The 12,518-nt window shown below is 63.8% G+C and carries 11 protein-coding genes and 1 pseudogene; 6 read left to right on the top strand and 6 right to left on the bottom strand.

Annotation, left to right across the window (positions count from 1 at the left end; genetic code table 11):
* From Q7T45_RS11630 to tpiA, 3 genes and pseudogenes are all read right to left on the bottom strand, one after another.
* A pseudogene (locus Q7T45_RS11630) lies at positions 1-420 on the bottom strand (CTP synthetase); the annotation flags it as partial.
* Positions 421-586: 166 nt separating this feature from the next.
* The gene (gene secG, locus Q7T45_RS11625; protein ID WP_304870835.1) at positions 587-979 is read right to left on the bottom strand and encodes a preprotein translocase subunit SecG; all 393 of its coding nucleotides are present in this window, start codon (positions 977-979) and stop codon (positions 587-589) included.
* Positions 980-1,127: 148 nt separating this feature from the next.
* The gene (tpiA, locus tag Q7T45_RS11620; protein ID WP_304870834.1) at positions 1,128-1,886 is read right to left on the bottom strand and encodes a triose-phosphate isomerase; all 759 of its coding nucleotides are present in this window, start codon (positions 1,884-1,886) and stop codon (positions 1,128-1,130) included.
* A 240-nt stretch (positions 1,887-2,126) separates the two neighbouring features.
* On the opposite strand from tpiA, the gene Q7T45_RS11615 reads away from it, so the two are divergent.
* From Q7T45_RS11615 to Q7T45_RS11595, 5 genes are all read left to right on the top strand, one after another.
* A complete protein-coding gene (locus Q7T45_RS11615; protein WP_304870833.1) occupies positions 2,127-4,028 on the top strand; it encodes a peptidylprolyl isomerase in 1,902 nt (633 codons plus the stop codon).
* Between the two features lie 18 nt (positions 4,029-4,046).
* Entirely contained in the window at positions 4,047-5,060 is a 1,014-nt protein-coding gene (trpD, locus tag Q7T45_RS11610) for an anthranilate phosphoribosyltransferase (protein WP_304870832.1), read from the top strand.
* A 17-nt stretch (positions 5,061-5,077) separates the two neighbouring features.
* Positions 5,078-5,899, top strand: coding sequence for an indole-3-glycerol phosphate synthase TrpC (gene trpC, locus Q7T45_RS11605; protein ID WP_304870831.1), 822 nt, complete (start codon positions 5,078-5,080; stop codon positions 5,897-5,899).
* A 3-nt stretch (positions 5,900-5,902) separates the two neighbouring features.
* Complete coding sequence (gene moaC / locus Q7T45_RS11600) at positions 5,903-6,436, top strand: cyclic pyranopterin monophosphate synthase MoaC (RefSeq protein WP_304870830.1); 534 nt, start codon at positions 5,903-5,905, stop codon at positions 6,434-6,436.
* Positions 6,437-6,559: 123 nt separating this feature from the next.
* Entirely contained in the window at positions 6,560-6,835 is a 276-nt protein-coding gene (locus Q7T45_RS11595) for a hypothetical protein (protein WP_304870829.1), read from the top strand.
* Between the two features lie 46 nt (positions 6,836-6,881).
* Here the strand turns inward: Q7T45_RS11595 and Q7T45_RS11590 are convergent, their stop codons facing one another.
* Positions 6,882-7,046 carry a Flp family type IVb pilin gene (locus tag Q7T45_RS11590; RefSeq protein ID WP_304740765.1) on the bottom strand — a complete coding sequence of 55 codons (165 nt, stop codon included), beginning with the start codon at positions 7,044-7,046 and terminating at the stop codon, positions 6,882-6,884.
* 388 nt (positions 7,047-7,434) lie between these two features.
* Here Q7T45_RS11590 and Q7T45_RS11585 point away from each other — a divergent pair, with 388 nt between their 5' ends.
* Entirely contained in the window at positions 7,435-10,122 is a 2,688-nt protein-coding gene (locus tag Q7T45_RS11585; protein ID WP_304870827.1) for an EAL domain-containing protein, read from the top strand.
* Positions 10,123-10,343: 221 nt separating this feature from the next.
* Here the strand turns inward: Q7T45_RS11585 and Q7T45_RS11580 are convergent, their stop codons facing one another.
* Both Q7T45_RS11580 and Q7T45_RS11575 read right to left on the bottom strand, forming a co-directional pair.
* Positions 10,344-11,516 carry an NADH:flavin oxidoreductase/NADH oxidase gene (locus tag Q7T45_RS11580; RefSeq protein WP_304870825.1) on the bottom strand — a complete coding sequence of 391 codons (1,173 nt, stop codon included), beginning with the start codon at positions 11,514-11,516 and terminating at the stop codon, positions 10,344-10,346.
* A 183-nt stretch (positions 11,517-11,699) separates the two neighbouring features.
* The gene (locus Q7T45_RS11575; protein WP_304870824.1) at positions 11,700-12,482 is read right to left on the bottom strand and encodes an HpcH/HpaI aldolase/citrate lyase family protein; all 783 of its coding nucleotides are present in this window, start codon (positions 12,480-12,482) and stop codon (positions 11,700-11,702) included.
* Positions 12,483-12,518: the final 36 nt, after the last annotated feature.

The following is a 12,518-nucleotide window of genomic DNA, read 5'->3' as shown; positions in this document are numbered from 1 at the left end:
CACCTCGATCAGCACGAAGTCGAAGCCCTCGTTGCCTTCCAGCACGAAGTCCTTGATCGCGTTGGTGACGTGGGGAATCACCTGGATGGTGGCGCCGAGATAGTCGCCGCGGCGCTCCTTGGTCAGGATGTCCTGGTAGATGCGGCCGGTGGTGATGTTGTCCTGCTTGGTCGCCGGATGGCCGGTGAACCGCTCGTAATGGCCGAGGTCGAGGTCGGTCTCCGCCCCGTCGTCGGTCACGAACACCTCGCCGTGCTGGTACGGCGACATCGTTCCGGGATCGAGATTGAGATAGGGGTCGAGTTTTCGCAGGCGGACCTTGTAGCCGCGCGCCTGCAACAGGGCACCGAGTGCCGCTGAAGCCAGACCTTTTCCGAGCGAAGAAACCACGCCGCCGGTGATGAAAATATACCGCGCCATGGGACCCAACCTTTAAGGCTACCCACCCGATTCGCCAAAACGAATCGCAGCTCCAGGCGAAGTTTCGCTTTGGCTGTGGGTGACTTGAAATCTAGAGAAATGTCAGTGTGTTGATGGCGGTTTTGGATGCAGGACGGAAGCTGCCGTCCTGCATGGCCACCCTGCTTTATTGCGACCGCGGCGCCTGCGGGCCGGACGGTGCCGACTGTTTCTGCTGCTCATCCGCCTTCTTCAGCGAATCCAGGATGCCGCCTGAGGTCGGCGGCGAAATCGGCGTCGCCGGGCCTGCCGGCTGCGACTGCGAGGCCGGATTGGCATCGATGATCGAACTCGGCTTGCGGTCGTAGCTGGCGAGCCAGGACAACAGCAGGCTGGTGATGAAGAAACCGACCGCCAGAAACCCCGTCGTGCGCGTCAGCAAATTGGCAGTGCCGCGGCTCGACATGAAGCCGGCGCCGCCGCCGACGCCGAGGCCGCCGCCTTCGGATTTCTGCAACAGCACCGCGCCGATCAACGTCGCGACGATCATGAGGTGAATGACGATAACGACAGTCTGCATCTCTACCTTCCGTCGCAAACCAAGAGAGCGCCGGCATCCGGCTGCTATCAGGGCTTTGCGGTGTTTGAAGTCGCGCGGGTGTTACACGATTGCAAGGGGCATTGTCACCCCCGCAGGGACTTTCATCCCGCGCACCGCTTCTCGTTAATTAGGCATAACTGCCCGCAATCGCAAGAAAGTCTGCCGCTTTCAGGCTGGCGCCGCCGATCAGCGCGCCGTTGACGTTGGCGACCGCCATCAATTCCCGGGCGTTCGAGGGTTTCACCGAGCCGCCGTAGAGAATCCGCATTTTCACCCCCTCCCCGTTAAATCGGGCGACGAGGAGTCCCCGGATAAACATATGAATTTGCTCGACATCTCCTGATGTTGGAGTGAGCCCGGTGCCGATCGCCCAGACCGGTTCATAGGCCACCACCAGGTTGCCGGATGTGGCCGTGTCCGGCAGTGAGCCCGTGAGCTGGCCGCGGCAGATATCGAGGGTTTGGCCGGCATCGCGCTGAGCTTGGGTCTCGCCGATGCAAACGATGGCGGTGAGGCCGGCGCGCCAGGCCGCTTCGGCCTTTTGTCGCACCAGCGCGTCGCCCTCGCCGTGGTCGGCACGCCGTTCGGAATGGCCGACGATAATGGCGCTGGCACCGGCATCCGCCAGCATTTCGGCTGAAATATCGCCGGTATTGGCTCCCGAGGCCTTGGGATGGCAATCCTGCGCCCCGATCGCGAGGTTCTTCGAGCCGCGCGCCTTCTCGGCGAAGGCCGCGATCAGCGTCGCTGGCGGGCAAACCAGCAGATCTGCCTTGGTTGCGACCCCGGCCGCGCCCGCGAGCATGGCCTCGAATTCGGCCGTGGAGGCCCTAAGGCCGTTCATTTTCCAGTTGCCGGCAATCAGCGGCCGGATGGCGTCGGTCATTTCAGGATTTCCTGCCAGATATTAATGCCGGGATGAGCTAGCAGAGCGCGGCGCCCGGTTCCAGATAGCGGTTATGCGGCCGGCAAGCCACCTGCCGCTTCAATTGGCCCCCCGCGCCAAGGTTGCGACGGCGCGGCTGCCACTTTATGATGCTTTATCAACTCGGTGACGCCCTTTTCCGGAATTCGACCGAATCCCTGTGGGCGCAACCCGGTTCCCTCCTGCAAACAAGTTGGACCCATGCTTCGAGGAATACGCAAAGCCTCATCAAACTGGCTCGGCAAGACCATCATGAGTATCGTCATGGGGGTGCTGATCCTCAGCTTTGCGGTGTGGGGTATCGCCGACATCTTCAAGGGATTCGGGCAGTCGACGCTGGCCAAGATTGGCCGGACCGAGATTTCGACCGAACAGTTCCGCCAGCTCTACACCGAGAAGCTGCAGCAGCTCGGCCGCCAGTTCGGCCGCCCGCTGACGATGGATCAGGCCCGGGCCTTCGGCCTCGATCGCCAGGTCCTGCAGCAAACCATCGCCGAGGCGGCGCTGGACGAAGAAGCGCGGCGGATGGGGCTCGGTCAGTCCGACGCCGAGATCATGCGCATGATCTACAGCGATCCGAATTTCAAGGGAGTGGCCGGCAATTTCGATCCGGCCCGTTTCCAGGCCACGATCCGGCAGTTCGGTTTCACCGAACAGAAATATATCGCCGAACAGCGGCGGGTATCGCTGCGCCGTCAGATCGCCGGCACGGTCTCCGCCGGTCTCGAACCGTCGAAAGTGCTGATCGATGCGCTGAGCCGCTTCCAGAACGAACAGCGCACCATCGACTACGTCAAACTCGACGCCGCCCAGGCCGGAACCATCGAACCGCCGTCGCCGGAAACGCTGGCCAGCTATTTCGAGGATCGCAAGACCCAGTTCCGCGCTCCCGAGTACCGCAAGATATCCTTTGTCGCGGTGACGCCGGAAGAAATCGGCAAATGGTCCGAGGTGTCCGACGACGAAGCCAGGAAAATCTTCGAACTGAACCGCGGCAAGCTCGGCACGCCGGAGAAGCGTCAGGTATCGCAGATCATCTTCCCGAACGCGGAGGAAGCCGCGGCGGCCCGGGGCCGCCTCGCGGGCGGAATGTCATTCGAAGATCTCGCCAAGGAGCGCGGTCTCAACCCGTCCGACGTCGACCTCGGTCTGGTTGCCAAGTCGGGTATTCTCGACAGCGCCGTCGCGGACGCGGCGTTCGCGCTGCCGTCGGGCGAGATCAGCCAGCCCGTGCCCGGCCGGTTTGGCGTTGCCCTGGTCAAGATCGGCAAGATCGAGCCGGGAGTCGAACCCAGCTATGAAAGCGTCGCCGCAAACCTGAAAAAGGACATTGCCACCGAGCGCGCGCGCGCCAAGGTCTCGGATCTCCATAACAAGATGGAAGACGAGCGCGGCGGCGGCGCCGGCGTCATCGAAGCCGCGCAGAAGCTGGGGCTTGCCCCCGTGACCATCGACGCGGTCGACCGCTCCGGCCGCCTTCTCAACGGCCAGCCGGTGACCAACATTCCCCGCGGCCTCGACGTCGTGTCGCAAGCCTTCAACAGCAATGTCGGCGTCGACAACGATCCGATCCAGTTCAACGGCGGTTACGTCTGGTATGACGTGCTTGATGTCATCGCCTCGCGCGAACGCACCCTCGATGAGGTCAAGGACCAGGTCGAGGCGAAATGGCGCGACGACCAGATCATGACCCGGCTGCGAGCCAAGGCGACCGAGATGGTGCAAAAGCTCGACCAGGGCGGCAAGCTCGCCGACGAGGCGGTGGCTGCCGGATCGAAAGTCGAAACCGCCAAGGACGTGCGGCGCGATGCTTCCCTGCCCGGCTTGCCCGTCAGCGCCGTCACGGCGGCATTCCGGACTCCCAAGGATGCCGTGGGACAAAGCGCCGGCGCCGGTGGCAATGAATGGATCGTGTTCCGCGTGACCGACATCAGCGTGCCCCCGGTCGACCTCGCCTCGGACGACATCAAGAAACTGAAGGACACGCTTCAGCGCGGGCTGACCGACGAACAGGTCGCGCAATACGTCAGCAAGATCGAACAGACGATCGGCACCACCATCAACAAGGCCGCCTTCGCACAGGTGACGGGCGCGAATAACTAACACTCCCGAAAGCACGCGATGGACGACCTTAAATCTATCATCGGAAAAGTCGCGACCGGCGCGACGCTGTCACGCGACGAGGCGGCCTCCGCCTTCGACAGCATGATGTCCGGCGAGGCGACGCCCTCGCAAATGGGCGGATTGCTGATGGCGCTTCGCGTCCGCGGCGAAACCGTCGACGAGATCACCGGCGCGGTGTCGGCGATGCGCAGCAAGATGCTGCGCGTCACAGCTCCCGCCGATGCGATCGACGTCGTCGGCACCGGCGGCGACGGCTCCGGCTCGGTCAACGTGTCCACCTGTGCGTCGTTCATCGTCGCGGGCTGCGGCGTGCCGGTCGCCAAGCACGGCAATCGCGCGCTGTCGTCGCGTTCCGGGGCGGCCGACGTGCTGTCCGCGCTCGGGGTCAAGATCGACATCACGCCGGAGCGGGTCGGCCGCTGCGTGGCCGAGGCCGGCATCGGCTTCATGTTCGCGCCGTCGCACCATCCCGCGATGAAGAACGTCGGCCCGACCCGCGTCGAACTGGCGACCCGCACCATCTTCAATCTGCTGGGTCCGCTGTCCAATCCGGCCGGCGTGAAGCGGCAGATGGTCGGGGTATTTTCACGGCAATGGGTACAGCCGCTGGCGCAGGTGCTGAAGAATCTCGGCTCCGAATCCGTCTGGGTAGTGCACGGCTCCGACGGCCTCGATGAAATCACCCTCTCCGGCCCGACCTTCGTCGCAGCGCTCGAGAACGGCAATATCCGCACCTTCGAAGTGACGCCGGAAGAAGCCGGTCTCGCCCGCGTCGGCGGCGACGCCCTGAAGGGCGGCGATGCCGATGCCAATGCGATCGCCCTGCAGAGCGTGCTCGACGGGATGCCGAGCCCCTACCGGGATGTGGCGCTGCTGAACGCGGCGGCGGCCCTGGTCGTGGCCGGTCGCGCCAAGAGCCTCAAGGAAGGCGTTGCTCTCGGCGCCCAGTCGATCGACAGTGGCGCGGCACTGACGCGGCTGAAGCAACTGATCGTGGTCTCCAACGGCTGATCCCAAGGGGCTCATCGATGTCCGACATCCTGACCAAGATCGAGGCTTACAAGCGCGAGGAAATCGCGGCCGCCAAGCGCGCGCATCCGCTTGGCGATCTGGAAGCGCTGGCGAAGACCGCCATCCCGCCGCGCGGCTTTGTCAGCGCAATCCGCCGCAAGCTTGGCCAGGGCGACTACGCGCTGATTGCCGAGGTCAAGAAGGCCTCCCCCTCCAAGGGGCTCATTCGCGCGGACTTCGATCCGCCGGCGCTGGCCAGGGCCTACGAGGCCGGCGGCGCCGCCTGTCTTTCGGTGCTGACCGACACGCCGTCGTTTCAGGGCCATCTCGATTTCATGGTAGCCGCCCGCGCCGCCACCCAATTGCCGGTGCTGCGCAAGGATTTCATCTACGACACCTATCAGGTGGTCGAGGCCCGCGCCTACGGCGCCGACTGCATCCTGATCATCATGGCGGCGCTCGACGACGGCGCCGCCCGCGATATCGAGGATGCAGCGCTGGCGCACGGCATGGATGTGCTGATCGAGATCCATGAACGCGCCGAACTCGATCGTGCGCTAAAACTTCGTTCGCCAATGATCGGGGTCAACAACCGCAACTTGCGGACCTTCGAGACCACGCTGGCGACCAGCGAGGCGCTGGCGCCGCTGATTCCGAAGGACCGGCTGATGGTCGGCGAGAGCGGCATCTTCGTATCAGCCGATCTCGCGCGGCTGGCGCGGGTCGGCATGCAAACATTCCTGGTCGGCGAAAGCCTGATGCGGCAGCCCGACGTCGCCGCCGCAACGCGCACGCTGCTGGCGCGCGGCGATGCCCCGCGCGCCACCGGGACGCGCTGACGCATGGCGCGGAAATCCTCCAAATCCTCCGAATCTTCCAAATCTTCCGAACCGTCAAAGCCCGGTTCCGCCCTCACCCATATCGATGCCAGGGGTGAGGCACGGATGGTCGATGTCTCGGAAAAACCCGCGACCGAACGCGTCGCGGTGGCGGAAGGCCGCGTCGTGATGAGCGAGGCGACGCTCGCGCTGATCGTTTCGGGCAATGCCAAAAAGGGCGACGTGCTGGGCACCGCGCGCGTCGCCGGCATCATGGCGGCAAAGCGCACCTCGGATCTGATCCCGCTGTGCCATCCGCTGGCGCTGTCGAAAGTCACGCTGGATATCGCCCCGGACCACAAGCTTCCCGGCTGCATCGTCCGAGCCACCGTCAAGGTCACCGGGCCGACCGGGGTCGAGATGGAAGCGCTGACCGCGGTGTCGGTCGCTTGTCTGACGATCTACGACATGATCAAGGCGGTCGAGCGCGGCGTCCGTATCGAGGGCATTCACCTCGTCGAGAAAAAGGGCGGAAAATCCGGACACTACCGTGCCTGAGCGGCGCCACCTGCTCCCTCCTCCGCCTTCACGGTGGAGTGATCGGCGAGAACGGAAGTGCGCGTCGGCTTCGGGGTTATTCTTCAGGCGCCCCCTGCGCACCGATCAACCCGGAGAAACGCAATGTCGATCTTCAAACTTCTTGGCGCGGTGGCCATTCTGTCGACCGCGATCGCTACACCGGTTCTGGCCCAGCACGTCATCTACGACCCGGCTTACTGCGCTTTTTTCTACCCCAATGCGAACTGCCAGAATGAGGGGCCGGGCAATCCCTACACTGATCCCAATTACCGGCGCGGGACCGCGAAAAATGACCGGACGTGGCCGGGCGGCGAAACCGTTGGCGTAGCCGGAAAGAAATCGCGGACCGCCAATCCTTCCACCCCCCGCATGCAGTAGCGAAAGACGGCCCGCCCAATCGCCATTCTGGATCGCGCGCCTGCGATTATTTCAGGGAGCTGTTGATCGCCGTGAACTTGGTATTGAGCTTGGTGCCAAGGCCGTTGATGACGGCGATGATTGCGAGCGAGATGCCGGCTGCGATGAGGCCGTACTCGATTGCGGTCGCGCCGGATTCGTCGGCGATAAACTTCTTCAGCATCGTTTTCATCGTGATGGCTTCCTGCGTTGGCTTGGGTTGGTAACTTCATCAAGCTTCGCAAGTTGCGTGCCAGACCGGCACCGAATGTCCTCAATGCGTTAGATGGTTAAGATTCGGTTGATCGATCGCGCGCCGGAATCAATTTCCCATATGATCGCTCGCTTGCCGGCAAATGATGCCGGCGGAACTCGGGCCGCCTGATCCGGTTTCCTTACCGCGTCGGTAGCACATCGAAGAATCCCTTCGCGGCATTTCCCCGCCCGTTACTTGCCGGTGGTAATCCCCCGTTAACTCAACTTCCTAACACCGTTTCCATAACGGCAACGTAATAATCATGTCCGCAGCCGGGGCATGAGAAAATGCCACTGGCGTCGAGCCATGGCAGCGATCACGAGCGATGACGGAACAACCGACCGCCTTGCTGAACTTCCCCCGCCCGGTCAGCGGCAACCCGATCCGCTGGCTCATCGTCGGCGGCGGATTCCTGATCGCCGCCATCGCCGTCGGCGCCACCGTCATGGCCGGCCATTTTCGCGAACGCGCGCTGAACAGCAGCGCCCGCGAACTCGAAAACACCGTGCTGTTGCTGGCCCGTCATTTCGACCAGCAACTGCAGGATTTCGGCGCGATCCAGCAGGACGTCGCCACCTTCGTGCAGACCGCCGGCATCGAAACCCGCGAGCACTACAAGCGACGGATGTCCAGCGCGGACATTCACCAGATGCTCAAGGCCAAGATCGACGCATTTTCCTATGTCGGCAGCATCAATATGTTCGATGCGGACGGCGTGATGATCAACTCCTCCACCGGCTGGCCGGCGCGGCCCATCAACATCGCCGACCGGGCTTTTTTCAAGACCTTCAAGTCGGACCCCAAATCCCCTCTGCTGCTGGTCGAACCGGTCCACAGCCGCGTCACCGGCGCCTGGACCACCGTGCTTGCGCGCAAGCTGACCGGGCCAAACGGCGAATTGCTGGGCGTGATCGGCAGAGGCATCGAGCCCGCCAGCTTCGCGAAATTCTTCCAATCGGTAGCGCTTGGGCAGGATGCGACGATTGCGATGCACCATCGCGACGGCACGCTGCTGGCGCGCCATCCCCATATCGAGGAGATGGTCGGCCGCAACTTCAAGACCGGCCCGGCACATCAACAGGCGTTGTTCGACAAGGAACACGGCTCCACCCGGCTGGCCAGTCCGGTGGACGGCCGCGAACGGCTGATTGCATCCCGTACCCTGGCCAACTTTCCCATCGTGATCATGGCGACGACGACGGTCGCGACCGCGTTGGCCGACTGGCAGGAACAGATCGTCTTTCTGGTCATCGTTGCCGGACTTTTCGTCCTCGTGATCGCCGCCCTGCTGTTCCTGGTGGTGCGCAAGCTGTCGAAGCAGCATCTGGCGTCGCAGCAGCGGCTGCAGCTGGAAAAGCAGCGGCTGGATACCGCCGTCAACAACATGACGCAGGGGCTGCTGCTGTTCGATTCGTCGCAGCGGCTGGTGATCTGCAACCAGCGCTACATCGACATGTACGGCCTGTCGCGGGACGTGGTGAAGCCCGGCGTCAGCTTCCGCGCGGTGATCGCCCATCGAAAGGCCACCGGATCCTTCGCCGGCGACGTCGATAAATACTACACCGCCACCCTGCGCGACATCGCGCAGAAAAACGTCAACGTGATCGAGCCCCCCGACGGCCGCTCGATCCAGATCATCAATGAGCCGCTGGCGGATGGCGGATGGGTGGCGACGCACGAGGACATCACCGAGCGAACGCGCGCCGAGGCGCGGATCACGCATCTCGCACACTACGATGCGCTGACCGATCTGCCCAACCGCGCCTTGTTCCATGACCGGCTGAAGGGCGAATTCGCAACCCTCGCCGCGGGCGAACAGTTCGCCGTGCTTTACCTCGATATCGACGAATTCAAGAGCGTCAACGATTCGCTCGGACATCTGATCGGCGACGAACTGCTGAAATCGGTGGCCGTCACGCTGCAGCGATGCACCGGATCGAGCAATTTCGTCGCGCGCCTCGGTGGCGACGAATTTGCAATCATTCAGACCGCGGTCAAGACCGTGGCCGACGTCACCGACCTGGTGGCGCGGGTGTTCGAAGCGATCCGGCAGCCCTGTGAATGCCTCGGTCACCAGCTCACCACCGACGCCAGCATCGGCATTGCGCTGGCGCCGCAGCACGGCGCCGATTTCGACCAGATCCTGAAAAACGCGGATCTGGCGATGTATGCCGCCAAGGCCGCCGGGCGCCGTACCCATCGCTTCTTCGAGCCGGAGATGGACGCCAGGGTCAAGGCACGGCGCACCCTGGAAATGGACCTGCGTCAGGCCATCGCCGACGGCGGGTTCGAGGTTCAGTATCAGCCCTGCGTCAAGCTTCGCGACAACAGGATCTCCGGCTGCGAGGCGCTGCTGCGCTGGCGCCACCCCGAACGCGGCGTGATCTCGCCCGCCGAGTTCATTCCGATCGCGGAAGACACCGGCCTGATCAATCAGCTCGGCGAATGGGTACTGACCACGGCCTGCGTGGAGGCCGCGACCTGGCCCGACGAAATCAGCATCGCGGTCAACGTCTCGCCGGTCCAGTTCAGGAGCGGCACCTTCGCGTTGAAGGTCCTGGCCGCACTTGCCGCCTCCGGCCTGACGGCGAGCCGGCTCGAACTGGAGATCACCGAAGCCGTCCTCATTCGCGACGACGAGGCCGCGCTCGCCATCCTGCATCAGCTTCGCGCCATCGGCGTGCGCATCGCGCTCGACGATTTCGGCACCGGGTATTCCTCGCTGAGCTACCTGCACAAGTTCCCATTCGACAAGATCAAGATCGACCGTTGCTTCATCAACGACATCGCCGACGCCGGCGGAACTTCCAGCATCGTGAAGGCGGTGGTGGATATCGCCGCGCGCAACATGATCACGATCGCCGAAGGCGTCGAGACCGAGCAGCAACGCGAAATGCTGCGCGCGCTCGGCTGCTCTGAAATGCAGGGCTGGCTGTTCAGTCCGGCCAGGACCGCCGCCGACATCAGGCAGCTGTTCTTCGCGCACCGCAAGAAATCCGCCGCCGTGGCCTGAGCCCGGATTGCTGCCCATCCTTCGAGACGGCCACTTCGTGGCCTCCTCAGGATGAGGTCAACTGGGCGGACACACCAACTCCCTCATGGTGAGGAGCGCGTCGGGCAGCGCCCTTGCGCTGTCCGGTGCGCGTCTCGAACCATCTGGCACACCGCCTGCCGCCATCCTTCGAGACGCATCGCTTCACGATGCTCCTCAGAATGAGGTCGATCGTACTAACGTCAGGACACTTTGCCGGGATCACGTAGGCCGTTCTGGAAGGTCGAGGGCTGGGTGCCGAAACCGCGCTTGTCGCGGGTGCCGAGCCAGTAGCCGAACTGCGGCGGGACGTTGCGGAACGGACCTTCGACGCCCAGTTTCAGCGCGGCGTCCATCGGCCAGTTCGGATTGTTGAGGATCTCGCGCCCGACCGCGATCAGGTCGGCCTGCCCATCGCGCAAGATCTGCTCGGCCTGATCGCCGTGGATGATGAGGCCGACCGCCATGGTCATGATATCGGCGTGCCGCTTCACATATTCGGACAGCGGCACCTGATAGCTGTATTTTATCTCCTTGCCGAGGATCGGCGCCACGTCGGTGATGCCGCCGGACGAGCAGTCGATGACATCCACGCCCTTCGGTTTGAGAATGGTCGCCAGCCGCGCGCTTTGTTCCGGGCCCCACCCCGCATTGTCCTCCACCGACAGCCGCACGAACAGCGGCTTGTGCGCCGGCCAGTGCATCCGCACTGCTTCGGTCACCTCGGTGATGAACCGCATCCGGTTCAATTCGGAGCCGCCATATTCGTCCGAACGCTGGTTGGATTTTTCCGACAGGAACTCGTGCACGAGATAGCCGTGGGCACCGTGCAGCTCCAGCACATCGAAGCCGGCGGCATCGGCGCGCCGCGCGGCCTCGCCCCAGGCCTGCACCAGGTCCTTCACCTCCTGCCGCTCCAGCGCCCGCGGGACCGGCCATTTCTCGCTATGGGCGATCGCGCTCGGCGCCACCGGCGTCCATTCCTCCCAGTCGTCGATCTCAGGGGTTCGCTGCAGCGGCCGGTCGCCTTCCCACGGACGGGTGGCGCGCGCCTTGCGGCCGGAATGGCCGAGCTGGATCCCGACGGCGGCATTCTGCTGCTTGATGAATTTCACCAGGCGCCCGAGCGGCTCGATGAATTTGTCGTCCCAGATCCCGAGATCGCCGACGGTGCCACAACCACGCCGCTCCACCTTGGTCGATTCGACGACGACGAGGCCGGCGCCGCCGGCGGCGAATTTGCCGGCATTCATCAGATGCCAGTCGGTCGGAAAGCCCTTGATCGCGGAATACTGGTGCATCGGCGGCACCACGATGCGGTTCTTCAATTCGACGCCGCGGATGCTCAGCGGTGAAAACAGCAGCGTTTCGGACATGGGAACATTTCCTCAGGTTGCCTGACATCGTTCCCCGGCTGCGCCGGGCGGTCATGCTTGGTCGCGAACGATATACGCTGCTGCAGCCAGCGGCAAAGGCTTCGTGAACCGCACGCTGGATGGGTCCCGAACTGACAATCCAATTCGACGCTGCGGTTGCCGCGCAGCCCAGGCCGCCCCGCCCTATTCCTCCACCGTGCCTTGCAAGAGCCTGATGCCCTCCGCGAGCGCGCTTTGCATCAGCAGGGTGTCGACGCCATAGGCGATCATGCGAAAGCCTTTGGCGCGGAAGTCACGCGCCCACTTCCCGTCGCCGGCGAGAAAGCCCGGCGTCTTGCCGTGCTTGTTGCAGGCTTCGACCAGACGATCGACAGCCGCATGGAAGATCGGATGGTCGAACTGCGCCGGAATGCCCAGAAAATTGGTCAGGTCGAAATGACCGAGCCAGACCACGTCGACGCCGTCGACGGCCGCGATCGCATCGACGTTCTCGATGCCCTTGGCGGTCTCGACCAGCGCGATCACCATCGTGCGCGCGTTGGCCTCCGCGATCTTGTCGGTCACGGCGCCGTCCGCATAGTCATCGTGACCGGCGACACCGAACGCGGCGCCGCGACGGCCCGCCGGCGGATATCTGGTGCAGTCGACGATCGCCTGCGCTTGCTCCGCCGTCTCGACCATCGGCACCATGATGCCCATCGCGCCGATATCGAGCGCCCGCGCGACGTGGTGGTAGTCGCCGGAGGGCACGCGCACGAGGGGCACCAGATCGAGCCCGCGGCAGAATGCGAACTGGGCCTTCATCGTCTCGAATCCGACGCCCGAATGCTCCATGTCGTAGAGAATGAATTCGGCGCCGGCCTCGCGGCAGATCGCGGGATAGCCTGATGTGAAGAACTCGAATGTCATCGTGCCGAACGCACAGCCGCCGGCCGCCAGCCGCGGTTTTATTGGATTTGGGCGCAACGGACGTCTCCCATTTGCCAACGGCCGCGGGTCCCT

Origin of the sequence: Bradyrhizobium sp. (genome assembly GCF_030646015.1) — a bacterium.
GTDB lineage: Bacteria > Pseudomonadota > Alphaproteobacteria > Rhizobiales > Xanthobacteraceae > Bradyrhizobium.
The sequence above is the reverse complement of the archived record's forward strand: the minus strand, read 5'-3'. Positions and strand labels throughout refer to the sequence as shown.

Bases quoted from the DNA above. Each gene is read 5' to 3' on its own strand.
- Q7T45_RS11590 (WP_304740765.1), bottom strand. From the start codon at position 7,046: ATGAAAACGATGCTGAAGAAGTTTATCGCCGACGAATCCGGCGCGACC.
- trpD (WP_304870832.1), top strand. From the start codon at position 4,047: ATGGACGACCTTAAATCTATCATCGGAAAAGTCGCGACCGGCGCGACG.
- moaC (WP_304870830.1), top strand. From the start codon at position 5,903: ATGGCGCGGAAATCCTCCAAATCCTCCGAATCTTCCAAATCTTCCGAA.
- tpiA (WP_304870834.1), bottom strand. From the start codon at position 1,886: ATGACCGACGCCATCCGGCCGCTGATTGCCGGCAACTGGAAAATGAAC.
- trpC (WP_304870831.1), top strand. From the start codon at position 5,078: ATGTCCGACATCCTGACCAAGATCGAGGCTTACAAGCGCGAGGAAATC.
- Q7T45_RS11585 (WP_304870827.1), top strand. From the start codon at position 7,435: ATGACGGAACAACCGACCGCCTTGCTGAACTTCCCCCGCCCGGTCAGC.
- secG (WP_304870835.1), bottom strand. From the start codon at position 979: ATGCAGACTGTCGTTATCGTCATTCACCTCATGATCGTCGCGACGTTG.
- Q7T45_RS11615 (WP_304870833.1), top strand. From the start codon at position 2,127: ATGCTTCGAGGAATACGCAAAGCCTCATCAAACTGGCTCGGCAAGACC.
- Q7T45_RS11595 (WP_304870829.1), top strand. From the start codon at position 6,560: ATGTCGATCTTCAAACTTCTTGGCGCGGTGGCCATTCTGTCGACCGCG.
- Q7T45_RS11580 (WP_304870825.1), bottom strand. From the start codon at position 11,516: ATGTCCGAAACGCTGCTGTTTTCACCGCTGAGCATCCGCGGCGTCGAA.